Source organism: Thermoflexus hugenholtzii JAD2 (assembly GCF_900187885.1).
Classification (GTDB): domain Bacteria; phylum Chloroflexota; class Anaerolineae; order Thermoflexales; family Thermoflexaceae; genus Thermoflexus; species Thermoflexus hugenholtzii.
Genome location: NZ_FYEK01000044.1, coordinates 167,129 through 188,527, shown reverse-complemented (window position 1 = coordinate 188,527; position 21,399 = coordinate 167,129). Strand labels below are relative to the sequence as shown.

Below are 21,399 nucleotides of genomic sequence, written 5' to 3'. Positions count from 1 at the left end.
ATGGACGTGCGCAGGCATCACAAGCCCAGACGCATCCTGGCTCCCATTATATGCGCCGTCGTCGGGAAGGCGGGGGGATCCCTCAGGACCCAAGGGAGGGAGCCTCCTGGGGGATCAGGGTGAACATGCGAAGCTGGTTGTGGCGCAGCACCTGAACCTCAAGGGGCCTCCCGGGAGGCCAGTGGGCCAGGAAGCGATGGAGCTCTCCCAGGCTCCTCACCGGTTGTCCTCCCACGCGGATCAGGATGTCGCCTTCCTGGAGGCCGGCCCGGGCCGCGGGACCCCTCCGGTCCACCTCCACGATCTCCAGCCCTGCGGCCTCCGAAGGCCAGGAGATCGGGCGAACCTGGACCACCAGCCCCAGGTAAGCGCGACGGATCCGCCCCTCTTTAATGAGCAGCGCCGCCACCCATTCCGCGGTGTGGCTGGGGATGGCGAAGGCGATGTTCTCCGCTCCGAGGAGGGTGGCCACGCAGACGCCGATGACCTGGCCCCGGCTGTCCACCAGGGGGCCGCCGGAGTTGCCGGGGTTGAGGGCCGCGTCGGTCTGGATGATGTCCTCGATGATCCGCCCGCCAGGCCCCTGGAGCGCCCGGCCCAGGCCGCTGATGATCCCGGCGGACACCGTGAACTGGAAGCCCAGGGGATTGCCGATGGCGACCACCAGCTGTCCCAGCCGCAGGCGCGAGGAATCCCCCAGCCGGGCTGCTGGGAACGTCCCCTCGTGCTCCACCCGCAACACGGCCAGATCGGTGACGGGGTCCTCCCCGATCACCCGCGCCGGGAACGTGCGGCCGTCGATCAGGGTGATCTCCGGATGGCGGATGGGGCGGATCACGTGGCTGTTGGTCAGGAGGTAGCCGTCCGGGGTGATGAAGAAGCCGGAGCCCATCAGCTCGACCGCGGGGCGGCGCCGGGGCGATCCCGCCGGTCGGATGCTCACCACCGCCGGGCCCACCTGCTCCACCGCCCGGATCACCGTCCGCGAGTAAACGTCCAGCTCTTCCTCTTCGGGCGTTGTCATTTGGCCTCACCTCAACCTTTCCCGCGCTCCGCGCTTCCCGGATGGCGCGAGGGGATCGGCTTTCAAAATCAATCCGAACGCCCGGGAACGGGCGAGGCCTCGGCACCGACGGGATGACGGTCGAAATGAATGGCTTTCGCCCCGAGCCCTCTGTCTTCAATGGCGCAAGGGTCGCGGCGGAAGCCGCACCCAACAGTCCGAACCCTGTCCTCTCGATCCCGCAAAGGTTGTGGCGAAAGCCGCTCCTGCAAATGCGGATCCTCCTGTAGCCCCGAACCCTGTCTTCGATGACGCAAAGGGTCGCGGCTAAAGCCGCTCTTACAAACGTGAATGCCGAAATGAATTTCTTACGGAGGGGGCTTTCGCCCCGAATCCTTTGACTTCGACGGCGCAAGGGCCGCGGCGAAAGCCATTCCTGCGAAAACCGGTTCGGCTCCCGGCCTCTTCCCGCTTGTCCCAGCTCAGATCTGAACCTCAGAGCGATTTCCACCCCTCAAATTAATCGTGGGCCGAATGGCTGTCAATGTTGGCGCCGGGAACCATGAGGGCGCCTGGTCCTGGGCCTCGGAAGCAGGCCGACGGGTCCGCGAACACGAGATGTGTGGTGCCCTTCCGGGAGCTCAACGCGCGCCTGGATGTGAATACCTGGCCCGGGAAGGCTGGCGCCCCGAGGAAGTGCGCCGCTCGGAGATGACCGGCCTGATCTTCGGCCGGGATCCGGCGGAGGTGCGGCGAAAGCTCGTCGGACGCCCGGAGGAAGCGCTGCGGGCTTGGGGGATCTTGATCGGAACTCCCTCCGCGCTTCGGGAGCAAGTCGAGCGACTGGGGGAGGCCGGGGTCCAGCGGGTGATGCTCCAGTGGCTTGAGCTGGATGATCTGGGGGGACTAGAGCGGCTGGCGCGTGCCCTCCTGGAGGGGTAAGATCATCATGCCAGATACCGATCGATTGGCGCGTCGAGCTCAGGAGGTGATGGCAGATGCGCCTGTGGGACGTGCGCGCAGGCCTCCAGGCGCTCCAGACGCTGGGGCGGCTGGCCGAACAGACCAAAGCGGCCCTCGCCCGACGGATCCAGGGGGAGCCGCTCCCTGAAAACGCCCAAGCCACCCTGCACCACGCCCTGGACCACCTCTCCGAAGTGCGGGAGGGGTTCATCCTCAGCCTGCGGACCTCCGCGGTCCCCTCCTTCGCCGAGCTGCGCGCCCTGGTGGAGCGGGTGATGATGGACTGGTCCGCATGGGAGGCCATGGGGTTCCGGTTCATGCCGGCCTTCCAGCTGGCCCGACCCGGAGATCAGGTCTTCTTCTTCCACCACGCTTACATCGCCATGGGGATCCTGCCCCGGCTCCCCGATTACGCGGTGACCTTCCCTCATCAGCGTCATCCCACCTATGCGGACATCCCGGTGCCGGGCACGCCCGGAGAGGTCCTGGACCGAATCGAGGAGATGGAGCACGTGGTCTGGGTGGCGGAGAACGCTGATCTGGAGTCGGCCCCTGCGGATTCCGTCCGCCGCACCTACGCCTTCTTCGAGGCCAGCGCCTGGCTGGTCGCCACAGAGCTCTCCCGTTGGATGGGCCGGCGGGGATGGCCCGGCCTCCGGCCGGAGGGCTAAGGGGGAGGATCCCTCATGGCGGAGCGCCGGGCTCCCGCAGCTGCCGCTCCAGCTCCTCCACCCCCGGGATCATGGTCACACCCGTCCAGATGTGAACCAGACGGCCCTGGGCATCGAACAGCGCGAGGGAGGGGGTGAGCCGCAACCCCCACCGCTGGCCGAAGGCCCGCCCGGCCGGGCTCAGCGCCTCCACGTAGAGCACTTTTCCGCCTCGCCACTCCCGCTCGAGCCTGCGCACGGCAGGCTGGATGGAGAGGCACCCCAGTCAGTAGTTCGAGAACCAGTAGACCAGGACCGGCCGTCCGCTCCGCCAGGCCGCCGCGATCTCCTCCTCCGAGGAGAAGGGCGCGGACGGCTGCGCCCGTCGGGACAGCCCGAAGACCACCAAGGCGAGCAGGAGCAGGAGCCAGATCCCCCAGCCGATCCCGCCCGCGCGTCGCAGCCCCAGCACGACGGCCAGCCCGAGCAGGGCCGCTCCTCCGAGAACCAGAAACGAATAACGATTTATCACCTCCAGAGGCCCCACCCTTCCCCTCCTGAGGAAGCTATCGCACGATGATCCGCCGCCGGACCAGAGTATACCATCCGGTGATCCCATCCAGGCGGTCCGCCGGGGTGTTCAACAACGCCCCTACCTGGATCCCGGAGATCCGCTCGTCCACCGCGAACGTGTAAACCGGATAGTAGAGCAGGATGGCCGGCACCTTCTTCTGGAAGAGCTCCTGAAAGCGCCAGTAGAGCTCCCTCCGGCGGGCGATGTCAAAGACCCGGCGGGCCTCCTCGATCACCTCGCTGATGTCCCGATCCCGGAACCTCCCGTAGTTCTGCCCGGTTTCCACCTGCGTCTCGTGCCAGAACGGGTAAGGGTCTGGATCCCCAGGGACCATGATCTCCACCAGGGCCGCGTCGAACTGGCGAGGGGCCAGCACCTGTCCCACCAGATCCCCGGGGATGGGATCGACGTCCACCTTCACCCCGATCTCCTCCCACTGTCGAGCGATCTCCTGGGCCAGCACCTCATGGAAGCCATCTGCGCTCGCGGCGAGGCGGAACCGAAGCACCTGATCCCCCTTCTGCCGGATCGTCCCGCCCTCCGGGATCACCCATCCCCGTGCTTCCAGAAGGGCCCGCGCCTTCGCCGGATCATAAGGGACCGGCGACAGCTGGGGATGGCGCGCCCAGTTCCCCGGCGGGATCGGGCTGTCCGCCACGACGCCCTGGCCGGCCAGGAACCGATCGATCAGCCGCTGGCGATCCAGGGCCAGCCAGAGGGCCTGTCGCACCTCGGCCTCCCGGAAGAGGGGAGAAGCGTGGTTCAGCAGGATGACCTCGTAACTGGAGAGCACGGCGGAGAACAGGTTCAGCGAGGGCAGGGCGCGGACCTGATCTAGGTCCGTGGGGAAGATCCGGGCGATGCCCTGCACCTCCCCCGCCCGGTAGGCCTGGAGGGCTGTGCGGGTGTCCGGGAAGATCCGGAACTCGAGGCGCTCGAGCAGCGGCGGGCCCCGGAAATACTGGGGGTTGGCGGAGAGGACGATCTGCTGGATCCGCCCCTCCTCGACGCGGACAGTCTCCACCCGATATGGCCCGGTGCCGATGGGGTTCAGGTGGAAGGGATGGGTGTTCAGCTGGGCCGGCGGGACATCGCGGAGGCGATGGGCCGGCAGGATCCCGAAGGTCAGCAGATCAGGGAAGAGCGCCAGAGGCTCCGGCAGCCGGAACTGCACCGTCAGGCTGTTGACCGGGATGACCTCGATAGACTGCCAGAGGCGGGCCCGTTCCGGCGGACCGGGCAGCTCCTCGGACTGGAGCAGGCGCACCGTGAAGAGCACGTCCTCCACCGTGAAAGGAGCCCCGTCGTGCCAGCGAACGTTCGGGCGCAGGTAGAACGTGTAGCGCAGGCCATCCTCGGAGACCTCCCAGCGCTGGGCCAGATCGCCCACCGGAAGCCCTTGCTCGTTCAGCTGGACCAGGCCGTTGAAGATCAGGCGCGTGAGCTCGGCTTCAGGATCCCCGGGCTGGACCTGAAGGGGGTTCAGGGTGGTGATCGGGCCCCCGATCGCCTCCGTGTAATGCCCCCCGCGGGCCGGGACCGTCTCCACGCCCGCCCGCAGGATGAGGGAGAGCATCATCGTCCCCAGGCCGAGGGCGGTGAGGGTCAGCAGGATCAGGGGGAAGTAGAGCCCGCGCGCCAGGGTGGGATCACGTGGACGGGTGGCCATCGCCTGCCTTCAGCCGGTGGGGGTGCCGGTCACGATCACGTTCACCACCGCCAGGACCAGGAAGAGGACGGCCAGGAAGATCGTGAGGTTGAAGACGGTGCGCTCCAGGCCCCGCCGTTTCCGGGGCACTCCCACATCCCCCAGGCCGAACACCCCTCCCAGCTGCGAGGAGCCGGCCTGCAGCAGGATGATGGCGATCAGGGCGATCGCCAGCAGGATCTGCGCGATGTTCAACGCCGTGGCCACCGCTTTCCTCCCTCGAAAGGTTCCCGCTCCCGACCGGAGCCCCTCCATTATAACTTGATCCCCGCCTCCACGACAGATCCCCCTCCCCCAACTGAACAACACCCCTGCCACCCGCCGGCCCCATTTCTCTATTTGAACTTGGTAATACCAAGCGAAAGGGCTCGTAGTTGGCATATATCTCCCGAATGATTGAATCAAGATTTCGATATAGCGAGATATATCTGCAAACAATTCGGAAATATTAGCCTTGTGGATCCATTGGGCTCTTACGGAATTCTGAGGTGTGTGTGGTAGGATGGGGATGGCTCTCCTCTGGAGCGCCCCGGGGAAGCTCCGGCAGGGCTTTTCCTCGTTTCGCCGATCGACCGTTTCCGGGTGAGCCGTTGGGTCCGGCGCGCCGCGAACCGCTGGAGGGGTGGAGTGTCTCGGATGTCCTCTCGGCCTCATTCCTGCCCGACCCCCAGGGGGTCGGGCCTCCGGAGGGAAGCGGAGATGCGCAGGCTTCGACGTTTCGACCGGAACGTTCGTCTCTTCCTGATCGCCCTGGCCCTGCATGGGTTCAGCAGCGCCATCTATGGCCTCTGGTTTAACCTGCACGTGCTGGAGGGGGGCGGATCCCGGGAGCTCCTGGGTCTGCTGAACGCCCTGCCCTCCGCGCTGGCTTTGGGGATCGGCCTGCCGGCGGGCCGGTGGATCGATCGGATCGGCCGTCGGCCGGCGATGCTCCTGGGCGTCCTCCTGATGGGCCTGGGCACCGTCGGGGTGGGCCTGGGGACGGGCCCCTGGCCCCTCGGGCTGGGCGTGGGCTTGATCGGGGTAGGATACAACCTGTTCGTGATCGCCCATGCGCCGTTCCTGGCGGAGAACGCCTCCGAGGCGGAACGGGCGGCCCTCTTCGCCCTCTCCTCGGCGGTCCTGTTCTGGGCCGGCTTCGCAGGTGAGCTGGCAGGGGGCGCGTTGCCGGATCTCTTCCGGGTGCTCGGGTTGGTGGGGCCGACGCCCTACGCCGGTCCCATCCTGTTCACCGCCCTCATCGACTTCGCCTCCCTGGGGCCGCTGCTCGCTATCCGAGAGGCCCCTCGCGCTCCGATGGCCGCCAGGCCGATGCGCGGCCAGGGGCGACCCCTGCGCGCGCCGGTTTTCCACATGGCGGTCCCGAACTTCCTGATGGGGATCGGGGCGGCTCTCAGCATCCCCTTCCTCAACGTCTATTTCCATGAGCGTTACGGGCTGCCGGATGAGATCCTGGGCGCGCTCTTCGCCCTGGCCTCCGCCCTTACCGGGCTGGCTACGTTGCTGGCCCCGGCCCTGGCTCGTGGGATCGGGCGCATCCCGACTGTGGCTCTCACCCAGGGGCTGTCGGTGATCTTCCTGATCGGGATGGCCCTCACGGATCAGACGCCGCTGGCCGCCCTGGCGATGATCCTGCGCGGGGCGCTGATGAACATGGCTTCTCCGCTCTTCACCGAGTTTTGCATGGAGCAGACCCCTCCGGCCGAGCGGGCGACGGTGAGCAGCATCCTGAACCTGACCTGGGAGGCCGGCTGGATGATCGGGGCCACCCTCTCCGGGCTCCTGCAGGCCCGCTACGGCCTGACCGCGATGCTCCTCGGCACCGCCGCGCTGTATGGGCTGGGGACCCTCCATCAGTATCTGGCCTTCGCCCCTCGGGATCGCGCCCCAGCTCCCCAACCCGCTCCGGCTCTCCGACGCCCGGCCGGGTGAGGGCCCGCCCCGGCCCATTGTCCATCGGTGCCCCCCCACCGAACCCGGACCCCGGAAGTCCTTGCGCGCCCTGTTCGTAGGTTCGTGCTCGGACTCGTGGACGGCCCTCCGCGCTTTCTCCCAGCGTGCCGATCGGGAATTGTTGAACGTGAGAATTGTGGACAAGCCCTCTTCAATCGGGATAGAATAGAAGCAAGAGGGCGGAGGGCAAAGGATCCCTGGAAGGGGGTTCCATGGTTCTGGATCAATTCGGCCGCCACATTCGATATCTCCGGATCTCTCTGACCGACCGCTGCAACCTCCGCTGTGTCTACTGCATGCCGGAGCAGATGGTCTTCCTCCCCCGAGAAGAGCTCCTCACCGATGACGAGCTGATCCGCCTGGCCCGCCTCTTCGCCGAGCTGGGCTTTGACAAGATCCGCCTCACCGGTGGAGAGCCCACCGTCCGCCCCCATCTGGTGGAGCTGGTCGCCCGGATGGCCGCCCTCCCCGGGATCCGGGAGATCTCCATGACCACCAACGGCCTGCGCCTTAAGGCCCTGGCCGAGCCCCTGGCCCGCGCCGGCCTGAAACGGGTCAACGTCAGCCTGGACACCCTGGACCCGGAGAAGTTCCGCCGCATCACCCGGTGGGGCCGACTGGAGGATGTGTGGGAAGGCATCCTCGCCGCCGAATCCGCCGGGCTCACCCCCATCAAACTCAACGCCGTGGTGGTCCGGGGCTATAACGATTCGGACATCGTCGACCTGGCCGCCCTCACCCTCGCCCGCCCCTGGCAGGTTCGCTTCATCGAGGTGATGCCCTTCGCCGACGTCGCCCCCTTCGCCCAGCAGGCGGTGGTTTCCACCGCCGAGATGATCCGCGTCCTGGAGGGCGAATTCGGGCCGCTGGAGCCGGTCGGCGACGGCCGTCTGGACGGCGAGGCCCGGGTGTATCGCATTCGGGGGGCGGCGGGGACGGTGGGGTTCATCAGCCCGGTCAGTGAGCCCTTCTGCGCCCAGTGTAACCGAGTCCGCCTGACGGCGGAGGGACGGCTCCGCCTGTGCCTCTTGCGGGATGATGAGGTGGACCTGCGGACGCCGCTTCGAAACGGCGCCGATGATGAGGAGCTGAAGGCCCTGATCCGGTCCGCCATCTGGCGCAAGCCCTGGGGCCACGGCCTCCCCGAAGGCGTCATCCCCACCGCCCGCGTGATGAGCCAAATCGGCGGGTAGAACCGGTCCGGGCTGGACGCCCGATGGGATGGGAACATCCCCTCGCGCCCGTTTAGGGCATTACTTCCACTATCCCCACCGTCTGCCCGCTCTCTTCTCCGACAGCGACCTCCAGGGGATAACGCCCCGGGGCACAGGGCACCGGCACCGGATATCGGACCCGCCATCGCTCCCCCGGTCCCCAGATCGCCTCGGGCTGCGCCGGGTTCCACGGCCAGACGCCCTCGGCCTCCCCGATGCGAACCCGCACCCAGGCCGCCGGAGGCGGCCCCTCCACCCGCCACCAGAGGGCAACGGTGAGCGCCCGACACGCGCGGGGCTCTCCTTCGAGATCCACGTGGGTGAGGGCCAGGCCCGGCCATCGTGCCCGCGGCGGCTCCTCCCACCGGGGATCCTCATAGGGACGCGACGGGGCCGCTCGGACCACGGGGTTCAGCCGGGCGTCCAGCCAGACCTCCCCGCCCTGGTAGACCACCAGGCGCGGCCGATACCGCCCGGGGGGCGTCCCCACTTGGGCCATCACCTCATAGCGGGCCAGGATGGTGCGCGGATACGGCCACCGGGCCGTGTCCCATGTCTCGCCCCCCAGCGCCCCATCCCACTGTCCCCACACCGTGCCATCCTCCCACTCCAGCCGAAAAGAGATCCGCAACCCAGACGGGAGGGGCCCGGTCGTCCGCCATCCCACGATCACCGGAAGGGGGCGATCGATGGGAATCTCCCCTCCCGGGAGGCCGTAGCCCAGCCAGCGCAGGTTCGGCCCGATGGGCTGGCCCGCGTGACCGAAGAGGGCCTCCGGCTCCGCAGGCAGCGGGCGAAAGCTCCCCCAGAGGAACCGTCGAACCCGGATTCTCCCGCCGAAGGCCCATGTCTCCACCTCATCCCCCACCCAGTCCAGGGCCGCTGCCACAATCTGGGCCGGGTCGTTGATCTCATCCCCCCACTGCACCAGCCACGCCCCCGAGGTCCCGGAGAGGGCGGCGTTCAGCCTCGGGGCGACCGTCTCATAGTCCAGCACGTGGCGCACATCGGCCACCGGATCCGCGGGGAGCGGGACTGGCGTGGTGGACCGGGCGTAAGCCTGATACGCCGGGAGGGCGAACCCGCTCACCAGCACCACCGCTTCCCCCGGCCCTCGCCGGGCCTCCACCGTTCGCACCGCCCCCCGCCAGTCGTCCTTGGTCTGCTCCGCGGGGCCCAGCGCCCAGAGGAGCGCCGGCCCGACGAAGAGGCCCCAGGCCAGCAATCCAGGCAGGAGGGCCCAGCGGACGTGCCGAACCCCTTCCGCCCAGCCCAGGACCACCGCCAGATAGAAGGCCACCGTCACGCCGATGAAATAATGCGGGTGGAACTTGGGGCTGCGGTAGAGCAGGCCCAGCCCGACGGCAAGGGGGAGGAGGCCGAGCCAGACCCATCGAACCCGCATCGCCCGCGAGCGGATCCCCACGAGGAGGCCGGCGACGAGGAGGAGGGCTCCGGCGATCAGGCCCGGAAGCCACGGGGAGCCCGGCGGTGGGAGAAGGCCGGCCATCCGGGCCTGCAACGCCTGGGCCTGCCCGAGGGTCCCCAGGGCCCGGATCAGATCCAGCCGTCCCGGCCAGAAGGCCCCCTGGGTTTGACCCACCCACAGGGCATGGAGGGCTCCCGGGGCCGCTCCCAGGGCGATGATCAGCGCCCACAGCCCGCGATCCCACCCCCGCCTCCCGAGGAGGAGCAGCCACCCGGGGACCATCCAAAGCATCGCGTAGTGGGTGTAGACCCCGGCCAGGACCGCGAGGGCGGTCCCCATAGGCCGGCCCCGGAGTTCCAGCCACAGCGCCAGGGCCGTCCACATCCCCAGGGCCGAATACATGCGGACCTCGCGGGACTCCCAGATCCAGAAGGGGAGGGTGGCCGCCAAGGTCAGCCCGAGGAGCCCTGCCCAGGGGGATCGCCCGAGGCGGGCCGCCGCCGCCCCGAAGAGGGCCACGGTCAGCATCCCCACGCCCACCGAAAGGAAACGGGCGCTGAACTCGGAGGAGCCCGCGAGAGCTATCCAGAGCCGGAGGATGAGATAGAAAAGGGGAGGATGCGCCTCCAGGGGCTGCCAGACCCCCGAGCGGGCCAGGGCGATGCTGAAGGCCTCGTCATACCACAGGCTGGGCCCGTCCAGACGGTAGACTCGCAGCCCGAAGGCCAGCGCGAGCAGGAGCAACGCGGCTCCGGGCCATGCCAGCCATCGGCTCCGATGCATCGGCTCCTCCTCAGCGAGCGCGCAGCGCCCGGAAGACTTCCTCCACCTGCGCGGCGATGCGCTCCCAGGCGAAGATTTCGGCTAGCCGTCGCGCCCCCTCCTCCAAACGGGCGCGCATCTCTGGCTCCGCCAGCACCCGGCCCAGGGCCCGCGCCAGGGCCGCCGGATCCTCCGGAGGAATTAGGAAGATGTTCTCCCCCTCCCGCAGCTCGGGGATTGGGACCCGTGGGAAGGTGCTGACCACCGCCCGTCCGTGGGCCAGGGCGGCCATCAGGGTGCCGCGACGGAAGGAGACGCCGTCCCGATAGGGCAGGGCGCAGACCTCCACCGCGGCAAAGGCCAGGGAGATCTCCTCGGGCGGACGGTAGCCGGTTTCCCACACCGCATCCGCCAGCCCCAGCTCCTGGATCCGCTGGCGACAGGCCGCCGCGTAACCCCGCTGGCTGGGATCGCTGGGGGCCACCGATGCCCCGATGTGCACCAGGCCGATCCTCACCCCCTCCCGGCGGAGCGCGGCGATGGCCTCCAGCAACACATCGAAGCCTTTCGATGGATGAAGAAAGCCGAAGAAGCCCACCAGCGGCCGGTCAACGGGAAGCCCCAGCCGCCGCCGGGCCTCTGTGGGATCCGGGAGGTTGGGAGGAGGCTGGATGTTGCTGCCGATGGGGATCCGCCAGAGGGCCCGGAGGCCCTGGGCGCGCAGCCGGAGCTCGTCCTCGTGGTTGGTGACGATCACCCCGTTGGCGGCGCGGGCCAGGAAGCGCATGCTCCACTCCCGGAGCGGGCCGGCCTTCGGGAAGAGATAGGGGACCCGGAGGTCGTGAAAGGTGACCACGAGGGGCGCGTCGCCGATCCAGCGTCGGGCGAGGGCCGGCCACAGGTTCATCGCCCCGCCCAGCCCGTAGGCGGCGGCCTGATACTGCAGCAGCACTCCCTCCGGCCGCCAAGCCCGCAGGGAGCGCCCCAGCGCCCACCAGGCGGTGAGGTCCCACCGGCGCACCACCCGATGGACCGGCACCGGGGAGCCGGCCTCTCCCACGCCCCGCCGGTCCGTCCACACCGCCACCGTGTGCCCCCGGGCCTGCAGGGCCCGGGCCAGCTCGCGGGTGTAATCCCCCACCCCGCCGGGGAGCGGTGGGTATTCACCGGTGATCAGCGCCAGCCGCAAGGAGACCTCCTTTCTCTCCGGCTCATCCTGGATCGCATCTATGGTATAAATGAGGCGAAGAATCCAGAACAGGGGGCGGGGCGGTGCGCCTTTCGGTGATCATACCCGTTTACAACGAGCGGGCCACCATCCGGGAGATCCTGAGACAGGTGCGGGCGGTGGGCCTGGCGGACGAGATCATCGTGGTGGACGATGGCTCCACCGACGGGACGCGGGAGATCCTCCAGGAGGAAGCCCGCAACGGGGATATCCGGGTGATCTTCCACGAGCGGAACATGGGGAAGGGGGCGGCGGTGCGGACCGGCATCGCCCACGCCACGGGGGACATCCTCCTGATCCAGGACGCCGATCTGGAGTATGATCCGCGAGACTACCCTCAGCTGATCCGCCCGATTCAGGAGGGACGGGCGGCGGTGGTCTACGGCTCCCGCTTCCTGGGCCCGCGCAAGGCCATGCTCTTCTGGCACATGATCGGCAACAAGTTCCTCACCCTGGTGACCAACCTGCTCTACGACGCCATCCTGAGCGATATGGAGACCGGCTACAAGGTGTTCCGCGCCGACGTGATCCGGAACATCCCGCTGCGGGCCCGGGGGTTCGAGTTCGAGCCGGAGATCACCGCCAAGATCCTCAAGCGGGGCTACCGCATCTTCGAGGTCCCCATCTCCTACTACGGGCGGGAGTTCAAAGAGGGCAAGAAGATCCGTCCCCTGCGCGACGGCCTGAAGGCCCTGTGGACCCTCATCAAATACCGGTTCACGGATTAGGCGGACACGGACAGATGAGCGCCTCCCTCCCTCCTGCTGAAGAGGGCCGGCTGATCGAGGCCGCCCGGTCCGGCGACCTGGAGGCCTTCAACACCCTCATCCGGGCCTATCAGGACCGTCTTTACAACGTAGCCTTCCGGATCATGGGCGATCACGATTCCGCCTGGGACGCGGTGCAGGAGGCCTTGATCTCGGCCTTCCGGGGGATCCGGGGGTTCCGCGGGGGATCCTTCCTCGCCTGGCTGATGCGCATCGTCACCCACGCCTGCTACGATGAGCTGCGCCGCCGGCGCCGCCGGCCTCAGGCCTCTCTGGAAGCCTTGTTCGTGGCCGATCAAACCCCGGAGACGGAGATGACCCTGCCCCCGGTGGAGGGGCCGGAGTTCTACGCGGAGCGCCGGGAGCTGGCGGAGCTCCTCCACCGGGCGATCCAGACCCTCCCGGAGGATCAACGCATCGTCCTGGTGCTCTCCGACATCGAGGGATATTCCTATGAGGAGATCTCAGGGATCCTGGGGGTGCCCCTGGGGACCGTCAAATCGCGCCTGAGCCGGGCCCGGATGCGGGTCCGAGACATCCTGCTCGCCCACCGGGAACTTCTGCCCGGCAAGGCTCGTCCATAAGAGTGAGGGAAAGGTTCCGATGTTTCTTCGATTCCGGTTCGACGAGCATCAGTGGGTCCGGGAGCGGCTCTCGCTCTATCTGGACGGCCGCCTGGATCCCGAGGCACGGGCGCGGGTGGAGCGCCACCTGGCCGCATGCGCCGCGTGCGCCCGGTCATGGGAGACCCTGCGATGGACGGTGCAGGCCCTCCGGGCCATGCCGCGGGTCCCGGCGCCCCGTCCTCTCGCGCTGCGGCCGGAGGACATCATCCCGGCTCCCCGCCCGGTCGGGTGGCTCCGGCGAGCCGCCTGGGCCATGGCGGCGGTGCTCCTCCTCGTGCTGGGCCTGGATCTCGCGTGGACGATGGGGCAGGAAGCTGCTCCATTCCCCACGGCTTCGGTCCCCATGGCCCCTGCGGAGGCGCCGGCGCTGCGCGCCCCGAAGGCGGAGGAGGCCACCCCCGCGCCGCTATTCGGCCTCGCGGTCCCTTCAGAAACCCCCGTGGCGTCCCCGACGCCGATTCCCCCGGCGCCTGCGCCTTCTCCCCCCGCGCCGCCCCTCTGGCCCTCGCCGTGGCGGCTGATCGAGGCCCTCCTGCTGCTGGGGATCCTGGGGGCCCTGGCCCTGGACCGCTGGGGACGGCGCCCTCGATAGCGCTCCCGGATTCCGGGCAAGAGATGCGTTCGAGTAGAATCCTGGAGGAAGGTCACCTCGTGCGCTTCGGCGGAGGCGGACCGTGGGCCGCCGGCCCGCGGTGACCTCAGCCGTCGACGTAGAGGGAAAATCCGGGAAAGCGGGGAACGTTCGGCGATGGGGACGCCGTTGCGGATCGCCATTGATGGGCCGGCCGCCTCCGGGAAGAGCACCCTGGCCCAGCGGCTGGCAGCCCATCTCGGCTACACCTACATCGACACCGGGGTGATGTATCGGGCGGTCACCTGGGCCGCCCTGCGCCGGGGGATCTCCCCGGAGGACGCCGAGGCCCTTACCCACCTGGCGGAGAGCCTGGATCTGGACATTCAGCGCCCCACGGTAGCGGATGGCCGTCCTTACACGGTGATCGTGGAGGGTGAGGACGTCACGTGGGAGTTGCGGCGACCGGAGGTGGACGCCGCCGTCTCCCAGGTTTCTGCCCATCCCGGCGTCCGCCAGGCCCTGAGCCAGCGGCAGCGTCAGCTGGGGTTGCGGGGACGCGTGGTGATGGTCGGCCGGGACATCGGCACCGTCGTCCTCCCGGAGGCGGATCTGAAGATCTACCTGGACGCGGATCTGGAGACCCGGGCGCGACGGCGATATCAGGAGCTCCGGGAACGGGGGCAGGCGGTTTCCTTCGAGGAGGTCCTGGAAGCCATGCGGCAGCGGGACGCGCTGGATCAAGGGCGGGAGGTGGCGCCCCTCCGCCCGGCCCCCGACGCGGTCGTCCTGGACACCACCGCCCTGGACATCGAGGAAGTGTTCCAGAAGGTGGTGGCGCTCATCGAGGCCCGATGCCGGGAGGGCTCCCGTGTGGCGCGTTGAGCTGCATGCTCATACCCGCTACTCCCCCGACAGCCTCTTGGAACTGGAGGAGTTCCTGGAGGCCTGCCAACGCCGGGGGCTGGATCGGGTGGCGGTGACGGATCACAACACCATTGAAGGGGCGCTGCGGCTGAAGGAGAAGGCGCCGGAGTGGATCATCATTGGGGAGGAAATCCGGACCCGGGAAGGCGAGGTGCTGGCCTACTTCATCGAGCGGGAGATCCCCAAGGGCCTTCCCCTGCTGGAGACCATCGAGCGGATCCGGGAGCAGGGCGGGGTGGTGGCCCTCCCCCATCCATGCGATCGGGCCCGGGGCTCGGCGGTGGGCCGGCGGACGGCGGAGGCTATCCTTCCCCTGGTCGATGCGGTGGAGGTCTTCAACGCGCGGTGCCTCTTCCCCGGCGACAACGCCTGCGCGGCGGCGCTGGCGGCCCGTTTCGGCAAGCCGGGGTTCTCCGGGAGCGACGCCCACACCGCCTGGGAGCTCGGGCGGGCGTGGACGGCACTGCCGCCCTTCGAGGACGCGGAGGGCTTCCGGCAGGCCCTGCAACATGCGCGCCCCACCCGCCGCCTCAGCCCTCCCTGGGTGCACCTGCTCTCCACGTGGGCCAAATGGAGGCGCCGCCTCTCATAGCTCAGGCCAGATCAGCCAGCCGGCCTCCGGGTGGCGTTCCACCCGCATTGGGATCCCGTAGGCGGCTTCCAGCAGCGCGGGCTGGAGCACCACCTCGGGCGGACCCCCGGCGAGGGCCCGGCCCTCCCGGAGCAGAAGCAGCTGGTCGCAGAATCGCGCCGCCAGATGCAGATCGTGGATCGCCAGCACCCCCGCCATCCCTTCTTCCTGCAGCAGGCGGCGGATCATGCGCAGCAGGCGGACCTGATACTTCAGGTCCAGGTGGGCGAAGGCCTCGTCCAGCAACAGGATCTGGGGGGTCTGGGCGAAGGCCCGGGCGAGCAGGAGGCGTTGCCGCTCTCCTCCCGAGAGGGTTCCCACCCGGCGCTCCGCGAAGGCCTGCGTGTCGGTGCGGATCATCGCCCGGGCGATCGGGAGATGATCCAGATCCGCGAGGGGGCCCCACCAGGGATGATAGGGGGTTCGCCCGAAGGCGACGACCTCCTCGCCGGTGAAGGCCTCCGGCAACGTCGCCCCCTGGGGGACCACCGCCACCCAGCGGGCGCGTTGCTCCGGCGGCAGGGTGTGCAGGGGCACTGTCTCCCAGAAGATCGTCCCGCCCTGAAGCGGGAGCACGCCGCTTAAGGCCCGGATCACCGTCGTCTTGCCGGCCCCGTTGGGGCCGATCAACCCCAGGGCCTGCCCCGGCGCCACCGTGAAGCTCAACCCCGGGATCACCACCCGCTCCCCATACGCCACCCGGAGTCCCTCGACGCGCAGCATCCTCTCCCCTCCCGGAGCGATTCGGAGACTCAGTTTACCCGCGCCGGCCTCCCCTTCGCAATCCCCACCGGATCCCCCGGGGACCCTAAAATTTTCTTCTCATCATCATCGAAAACGGCCATATTGTGAAAAATATCACTTGACAAGCTGAGTTGAAGGGATTAACATGATAGTGCTAACACGTGTTACCAATGATCGGATTCCCGCGGCAGAGGGGATCAGATGGGGAAGCCTCGGCGGGCTCCGACGGCGGAGGATGTGGCCCGTCTGGCGGGGGTCTCCCGCACCACGGTCTCGCTGGTGCTCAATGGGGTGGTGGGCGTTCGGATCCCGGAGGAGACCCGTCGGCGGGTGCGGGAGGCGGCGGCGCGCTTGGGCTATCGCCCGCACGCGGCGGCCCGGCATCTGGTGCGCGGGCGCGCGGAGGTGATCGCCCTGGTGCTCCGCCAGACCCCCGATCAGGTCTTCGCCGATGCCTTCCTCCCCGAGGTCCTCCGCGGCCTGAGCCGCGTGCTGCGAAAGGCGGGCTTTCATCTATTGATCTTCCCCCTCTCCCCGGATCACCCCCCCGAGGAGACGGTGGCGTTGCTTCAGGAGCGCCGGGTAGATGGGCTGATCCTCTCTGGGCCTCGCTTTGAGGATCGGGAGTGGCTGGCGCGCTGGAGCCAGGAGACCCCCGTCGTCCTCCTGGGCCGCCTGAGCGATACCCCGATCCCCTCCGTGGATGTGGACAACGTTCAGGCCGCGGCGGAGGCGGTTCGCCATTTAATCCGCCTGGGCCACCGGCGCATCGGGCTGATCACCAACGCCCCCCTCTCCTACACCGCGAGCTACGAGCGCTGGCTGGGTTATCGCCAGGCCCTGGAGGAAGCCGGTCTCCTCTACGAGGAGGCATGGGTCGCCTTCGGCGCCTTCACCCCCGCCAGCGGCGCGGCAGCCATGGAGCAGCTGCTCCGGCTTCCGGATCCCCCCACAGCGGTCTTCGCGGCCAGCGATGTGGTGGCCTTCGGGGCTCTGCAGACCATCCGGCGCCACGGCCTGCGCGTCCCCCAGGACATTGCCATCGTGGGCTTCGACGATGTTCCCCTCTCCGCTTACGTGGATCCCCCGTTGACCACCGTGCACCTGCCGGCGGAGGAGCTGGGGCTCCATGCCGGCCATCTGCTCCTTCGGTGGATCGAGGAGGGAAGGCCTCCCACGCAGGAGATCCGGCTGGCCACCGGGCTGATCATCCGTCAATCCTGTGGCGCAGGAGGTGGAGCATGAAGCGCATCGGTCTGGCCCTCGTGATCTTGATGCTCGCGCTGAGCGCATGCGTGCCGGCGGCCACCCCCACCCCCGAACGCATCGTAGAAACCCGGGTGGTGGAGCGGACAGTCGAAGTAGAGAAAACCGTCGAGGTCACCAAAGTGATCCCCACCCTGACGGTCATCGGCCCGTGGGCGGGGGCGGAGATGGACCAGTTCCTCCCGGTCCTCAAGGCCGCGGAGGAGAAGCTGGGCATGAAGATCCAGTATCGGATCTACCGCGCCGAGGACCTCTCCCAGGTCCTGCCGCCCCAATTTGAGGCGAAGCAGGCCCCGGGCGATGTGATCTTCATGTGGGAGTGGTGGGTCCGGGAGAACAAGGACCACGCCGTGGACCTCACGGATCTGTGGCAGAAGGAGGCGAACCAGTTCGTCCTCCAGCCCACCACCGTGGACGGCCGGGTCTACGCCGTCCCCTATGTCCTGTTTGTGAAGCCGGGCTTCTGGTATAAGAAGTCCTTCTTCCAGAAGCACAACCTGCAGCCGCCGACCACCTGGGAGGAGTTCCTGGCCCTCCTGGACAAGATCTCGGCGATCCCCGGGATCAAGAAGGCGATCATCACCGGCGACGGCGTGGGCTGGCCGATCTCAGACATCGTGGAGCACTTCCTGATCACCTTCGGCGGGCCGGAGCTCCAGCAGAACCTCATCGCCGGCAAGGTCCGCTTCACCGACCCCCAGGTTCGATCCATTTTCGCCGAGCGGCTGGTGCCCCTCCTCGGCAAATACTTCAGCGATCCGGTGGAGTGGACCCAGGCCATCGACCTCTGGTGGAACGAGGAATACGGCCTGTTCTTCATGGGGAACTGGCTGACCGGCATGGTGAAGGATCCCAACGATCTGGGGGTCTTCACCCTGCCCGGAGCCCGTGGCGTGGTGGGCGGGACGGACTGGGCCTTCATCCCCAAATACAGCGAGAACGTGGAGGCGGCCAAGCAGCTGATCGCCTTCATGATCAGCAAGGAGGGGATGGAGGTCCGGGCCAAACAGGGCGGCAAGCTGGCCAGCCGGAAGGACATCCCCCCGGACGTCTACCCGCCGGCGGACCGTGCCCTGGCGGAGGCGCTGGCCAAAGTGGAGCAGCCGACGGTGCCGGACCTGGATGACGCCGTGGGTGGCGACTGGCAGCGCCTGTTCTGGGATCAGATGAAGCTCCTCTGGGTCCGCCCCCAGGCCCTGGACAGCGTGCTCCGGCAGCTGGATGCCAAGTTCCCCACGAAGTGAGAACCGGCGAGGGGAGGGCCTGAGCGGGCCCTCCCCTCTGGGATCCGGCGGGCCGCCAGAGAAGGGAGCGGAGCGAATGAGGCTCCATCGCGCTCGATGGGAACGGATGCGGCGCTGGGGGGCGTTCCTAACGTTCACCGCCCCCGCCCTCGCCCTGATCTTCCTGCTGATCATCCTGCCCGCGGTGCAGACGGTCGCCCTCAGCTTTACGGACAAGCGGGGCGCTTTCGTCGGCCTGAGGAACTTCATAGAGGTTCTCTCCGATTCGGACACCCTGAACCTCACCGGTTTCCCCCCCGGGCCGCCGCCCTGGGGTTCCCTGGTGCACAACGTCGTCTGGATCCTGCTCCATCTCCCCCTTACCGTGGGGCTGGGCCTGATCCTGGCGGTGCTGCTGGAGCGGGCCCGGGGGGCCACCTTTCTGAAGTCGGTCATCTTCCTGGGAATGGTCACCCCGATGATTGTGGGCGGGGTGATCATCCGCTTCCTGTTCGATGAGAACGCAGGGGTGGTGACGGCGATCATGCGGGCAGTGGGGCTGACGGCGCTGGGACGGAGCTGGACCGCCTATCCGGAGACCGCGCTCCTTGCCCTCATCCTCGGATCGGTCTGGCTCTGGGCGGGCTTCAGCATGATCCTTTACAGCGCCGGCCTGGCCACGATCCCCCGGGATTACTACGAGGCCGCCGCGGTGGACGGGGCCGGACCTCTCCAACAATTCTGGTATATCACGGTCCCCAGCCTCCGGCCGGTCACCATGGTCATCGTGGCCATGACCATCCTCTGGGAGCTGAAGATCTTCGACATCGTCTACACGGCTACCCTGGGCGGGCCGGGCGGGGCCACCATGGTGCTCGCTCTCCAGATGTATTTCTACGCCTTCCGCGCCCTGGAGTTCCCGCGGGCGGCGGCGGTGGCGACCATGCTCAGCCTCTTTACCCTGATCGTCGGCCTCTGGTTCGTGCGGACCCTGAGGTCCTCGGAGTGAGCGGCCATGCGGCGATGGGGACGGGAACTGTGGATCAACGCCCTGGCCTGGGGGATCGGGCTGGCCTGGATCGTCCCCTTCCTCGGGATCCTGATGAGCGCCCTGCGCCCCCAGAGCGAACTGATCCACGGCTGGTGGCAGTTCTCCTCCTTCACCATCTCTCTAGACAACTTCGTCAAGGCCTGGAACCATCCCACCGCGCCGATGAGCCAGGGGATCCGCAACTCGCTGCTGGTGGTGATCCCTTCCACGATCCTGCCCCTCTTCATCGGGGCCATGGCCGCTTACGCCATGCTGCGCTTCCCCTTCCCGCTCCGGGATCCGCTCTTTTTGGTCATCGTGTTGCTGATGGCCATCCCCCAGCAGATGGTGGCGGTCCCCCTGTTCCGGTTCCTGCGGGATCTGGGGCTGATCAACCATTACGCGGGATTGATCCTGGTGCACACCGCGTGGGCCCTGCCCTGGGTGATCCTCTTCCTGCGCAATTATTTCTCCACCCTGCCTCCGGAGATCGAAGAAGCGGCCAGCCTGGACGGGGCCAGCCGGTTCCAGATCTTCACCCGAATCGTGCTGCCCCTGAGCCTCCCCGGCCTGGCCTCGGCGGCCGCCCTGCAGCTGACCTGGGCCTGGAACGACTTCTTCATGGCCCTGATCCTGATCTACGACCCGGAGAAGCTGGTGGCCACCCAGCGCATCCCGCTGCTACGGGGACAGTATCACATCGACTGGGGGGTGCTCACTGCCGCCTCCATCCTGACCATGAGCATGCCCATCCTGGTCTTCGCCCTGCTTCAGCGCTACTACATCCGCGGCCTGATCGGATGGACGCTGAAATGAGCTCGGGGCAGGGCCCGCAGGCGCCTCCCAGGCCTTATCCCCTGCAAGGAGAGCTCGCGATGCACGAGCCGGTGTCTGTGACGCCCCGCTCCCTGAACGCGCTGCGCCCGGTGGTCGGGGAGGAGGAGGTCGAAGCGCTGCGGGAGCTGGCCGCGCCGCTGCGCGGCATGCGCGTGCTGCATGTGAACGCCACCGCCTTCGGCGGCGGCGTGGCGGAGATCCTGAGCACCCATATCCCCTTGTTGCGTGACCTGGGCCTGGAGGCGGAATGGCGGGTGATCCATGGCGACGAGGCCTTCTTCCGGGTCACCAAGGCCATGCATAACGGCCTGCAAGGGATGGAGCTCCCCTTCTCTCCCGAAATGCAGGAGATCTGGCGGGAGGGGAACCGGCGCAACGCCGCGCAGCTGGAAGGAGATTACGACGTGATCTTCATCCACGACCCCCAGCCGGCCGGCATCCCGGCGTTCCGGGAGCGGCGGGGGGCCCGGCTCTGGATCTGGCGCTGTCACATCGACACCCGGACCCCCCATCCGCCCTTCTGGTCTTTCCTACTCCCTTATCTCTCCGCCTACGACGCAGCCATCTTCACCATGGCCGAATACGTGGGGCCCGATTTCCCAGTCCGCCGGGTGGCCTTCATCCCGCCGACCATCGATCCCCTCTCCCCCAAGAACGCGCCGATGAGGGAGGACGAAGCCCGCGCCATCGTCGCCCGCTTCGGGGTGGATCCCCATCGGCCCCTCCTCCTCCAGGTCTCCCGCTTCGATCCGTGGAAGGATCCCATCGGGGTGATCGACGCTTACCGGCTGGTGAAACGGGAGCGTCCGGAGGTCCAGCTGGCCCTGGTGGGTTCCATGGCCCACGACGACCCGGAGGGCTGGTGGTATTACGACCGCACGCTCCGGCACGCCGGGGAGGATCCCGACCTCCACGTGCTGCACAATTTCCATGGGGTAGGGGCTTGGGAGGTGAACGCCTTCCAGCGGGCGGCCGCGGTGGTGATCCAGAAATCCCTGCGGGAGGGGTTCGGGCTGACGGTGACCGAAGCCCTATGGAAGGGCAAACCGGTCGTCGGGGGCCGGACCGGCGGGATCCCCCTGCAGGTCCACGACGGCGAGACCGGGTTCCTGGTGGACAGCGTCGCGGCATGTGCGGAGAAGGCCCTCTACCTCCTCTCCCATCCAGAGGAGGCGCAGGCGATGGGGGCGCGCGGGCGGGAGCATGTGCGACGCCACTTTCTCTGCACCCGGGGCCTCCGGGATGAGCTCGCCCTCCTGCGGGAGTGGATGGCCGGATAAGGAACGGGCTTCC

Annotated in this window: 22 protein-coding genes; 14 read left to right on the top strand and 8 right to left on the bottom strand. The window is 68.2% G+C overall.

What is annotated here, in order from left to right; genetic code table 11:
- Positions 1–82: 82 nt before the first annotated feature.
- Positions 83–1,024, bottom strand: coding sequence for a S1C family serine protease (locus CFB18_RS11175; protein WP_088571881.1), 942 nt, complete (start codon positions 1,022–1,024; stop codon positions 83–85).
- A gap of 690 nt (positions 1,025–1,714) precedes the next feature.
- On the opposite strand from CFB18_RS11175, the gene CFB18_RS11170 reads away from it, so the two are divergent.
- Both CFB18_RS11170 and CFB18_RS11165 read left to right on the top strand, forming a co-directional pair.
- Entirely contained in the window at positions 1,715–1,945 is a 231-nt protein-coding gene (locus CFB18_RS11170; RefSeq protein ID WP_088571880.1) for a hypothetical protein, read from the top strand.
- A gap of 56 nt (positions 1,946–2,001) precedes the next feature.
- Positions 2,002–2,637 (top strand): hypothetical protein, encoded by a 636-nt coding sequence (locus tag CFB18_RS11165; RefSeq protein ID WP_088571879.1) that lies wholly within the window; start codon positions 2,002–2,004, stop codon positions 2,635–2,637.
- Positions 2,638–2,650: 13 nt separating this feature from the next.
- On the opposite strand, the gene CFB18_RS11160 is transcribed toward CFB18_RS11165, so the two are convergent.
- From CFB18_RS11160 to secG, 4 genes are all read right to left on the bottom strand, one after another.
- Positions 2,651–2,839, bottom strand: a complete 189-nt coding sequence (locus CFB18_RS11160; protein ID WP_088571878.1) for a hypothetical protein — start codon at positions 2,837–2,839, stop codon at positions 2,651–2,653.
- A gap of 63 nt (positions 2,840–2,902) precedes the next feature.
- Positions 2,903–3,163, bottom strand: coding sequence for a hypothetical protein (locus CFB18_RS11155; protein WP_088571877.1), 261 nt, complete (start codon positions 3,161–3,163; stop codon positions 2,903–2,905).
- Positions 3,164–3,182: 19 nt separating this feature from the next.
- Positions 3,183–4,859, bottom strand: coding sequence for a peptide ABC transporter substrate-binding protein (locus tag CFB18_RS11150; RefSeq protein WP_088571876.1), 1,677 nt, complete (start codon positions 4,857–4,859; stop codon positions 3,183–3,185).
- 9 nt (positions 4,860–4,868) lie between these two features.
- On the bottom strand, positions 4,869–5,105 hold the full coding sequence (gene secG / locus CFB18_RS15375) for a preprotein translocase subunit SecG (protein ID WP_159461721.1): 237 nt from the start codon (positions 5,103–5,105) through the stop codon (positions 4,869–4,871).
- A 492-nt stretch (positions 5,106–5,597) separates the two neighbouring features.
- Here secG and CFB18_RS11140 point away from each other — a divergent pair, with 492 nt between their 5' ends.
- Together CFB18_RS11140 and moaA are read left to right on the top strand one after the other, a co-directional pair.
- Positions 5,598–6,830 carry an MFS transporter gene (locus CFB18_RS11140; protein ID WP_159461720.1) on the top strand — a complete coding sequence of 411 codons (1,233 nt, stop codon included), beginning with the start codon at positions 5,598–5,600 and terminating at the stop codon, positions 6,828–6,830.
- 233 nt (positions 6,831–7,063) lie between these two features.
- Positions 7,064–8,044 (top strand): GTP 3',8-cyclase MoaA, encoded by a 981-nt coding sequence (moaA, locus tag CFB18_RS11135; RefSeq protein WP_088571874.1) that lies wholly within the window; start codon positions 7,064–7,066, stop codon positions 8,042–8,044.
- 52 nt (positions 8,045–8,096) lie between these two features.
- Here the strand turns inward: moaA and CFB18_RS11130 are convergent, their stop codons facing one another.
- Both CFB18_RS11130 and CFB18_RS11125 read right to left on the bottom strand, forming a co-directional pair.
- A complete protein-coding gene (locus CFB18_RS11130; RefSeq protein ID WP_088571873.1) occupies positions 8,097–10,277 on the bottom strand; it encodes a glycosyltransferase family 39 protein in 2,181 nt (726 codons plus the stop codon).
- Between the two features lie 10 nt (positions 10,278–10,287).
- Positions 10,288–11,445: a glycosyltransferase gene (locus CFB18_RS11125; protein ID WP_088571872.1), complete on the bottom strand. Its 1,158-nt coding sequence runs from the start codon at positions 11,443–11,445 to the stop codon at positions 10,288–10,290.
- 83 nt (positions 11,446–11,528) lie between these two features.
- On the opposite strand from CFB18_RS11125, the gene CFB18_RS11120 reads away from it, so the two are divergent.
- The 5 genes from CFB18_RS11120 to CFB18_RS11100 all read left to right on the top strand — a co-directional run bounded on the left by CFB18_RS11120 (position 11,529) and on the right by CFB18_RS11100 (position 14,967).
- Positions 11,529–12,212 (top strand): glycosyltransferase family 2 protein, encoded by a 684-nt coding sequence (locus CFB18_RS11120; RefSeq protein ID WP_200808184.1) that lies wholly within the window; start codon positions 11,529–11,531, stop codon positions 12,210–12,212.
- A gap of 14 nt (positions 12,213–12,226) precedes the next feature.
- Positions 12,227–12,835, top strand: a complete 609-nt coding sequence (locus CFB18_RS11115) for an RNA polymerase sigma factor (protein WP_088571871.1) — start codon at positions 12,227–12,229, stop codon at positions 12,833–12,835.
- A 19-nt stretch (positions 12,836–12,854) separates the two neighbouring features.
- Positions 12,855–13,469 (top strand): anti-sigma factor family protein, encoded by a 615-nt coding sequence (locus tag CFB18_RS11110; RefSeq protein ID WP_088571870.1) that lies wholly within the window; start codon positions 12,855–12,857, stop codon positions 13,467–13,469.
- A gap of 156 nt (positions 13,470–13,625) precedes the next feature.
- Positions 13,626–14,333, top strand: coding sequence for a (d)CMP kinase (gene cmk, locus CFB18_RS11105; protein ID WP_088571869.1), 708 nt, complete (start codon positions 13,626–13,628; stop codon positions 14,331–14,333).
- The gene (locus CFB18_RS11100; RefSeq protein WP_088571868.1) at positions 14,320–14,967 is read left to right on the top strand and encodes a PHP-associated domain-containing protein; all 648 of its coding nucleotides are present in this window, start codon (positions 14,320–14,322) and stop codon (positions 14,965–14,967) included. Before cmk ends, CFB18_RS11100 begins: the two co-directional genes overlap by 14 nt.
- Here CFB18_RS11100 and CFB18_RS11095 read toward each other — a convergent pair.
- Positions 14,962–15,729: an ABC transporter ATP-binding protein gene (locus tag CFB18_RS11095; protein ID WP_088571867.1), complete on the bottom strand. Its 768-nt coding sequence runs from the start codon at positions 15,727–15,729 to the stop codon at positions 14,962–14,964. The genes CFB18_RS11100 and CFB18_RS11095 overlap by 6 nt on opposite strands.
- Before the next feature lie 222 nt (positions 15,730–15,951).
- Between CFB18_RS11095 and CFB18_RS11090 the strand changes: the two genes are divergently transcribed.
- The 5 genes from CFB18_RS11090 (at position 15,952) to CFB18_RS11070 (ending at position 21,386) form a co-directional block, all read left to right on the top strand.
- Positions 15,952–16,995, top strand: a complete 1,044-nt coding sequence (locus CFB18_RS11090; protein WP_088571866.1) for a LacI family DNA-binding transcriptional regulator — start codon at positions 15,952–15,954, stop codon at positions 16,993–16,995.
- Positions 16,992–18,260, top strand: coding sequence for an ABC transporter substrate-binding protein (locus CFB18_RS11085; protein ID WP_200808183.1), 1,269 nt, complete (start codon positions 16,992–16,994; stop codon positions 18,258–18,260). The genes CFB18_RS11090 and CFB18_RS11085 overlap by 4 nt, the downstream gene beginning before the upstream one ends.
- A gap of 76 nt (positions 18,261–18,336) precedes the next feature.
- Complete coding sequence (locus CFB18_RS11080; RefSeq protein WP_200808182.1) at positions 18,337–19,248, top strand: carbohydrate ABC transporter permease; 912 nt, start codon at positions 18,337–18,339, stop codon at positions 19,246–19,248.
- 6 nt (positions 19,249–19,254) lie between these two features.
- Positions 19,255–20,085 (top strand): carbohydrate ABC transporter permease, encoded by an 831-nt coding sequence (locus tag CFB18_RS11075; protein WP_088571865.1) that lies wholly within the window; start codon positions 19,255–19,257, stop codon positions 20,083–20,085.
- Between the two features lie 59 nt (positions 20,086–20,144).
- Positions 20,145–21,386 carry a glycosyltransferase gene (locus tag CFB18_RS11070; RefSeq protein WP_088571864.1) on the top strand — a complete coding sequence of 414 codons (1,242 nt, stop codon included), beginning with the start codon at positions 20,145–20,147 and terminating at the stop codon, positions 21,384–21,386.
- The last annotated feature ends 13 nt before the right edge of the window (positions 21,387–21,399 follow it).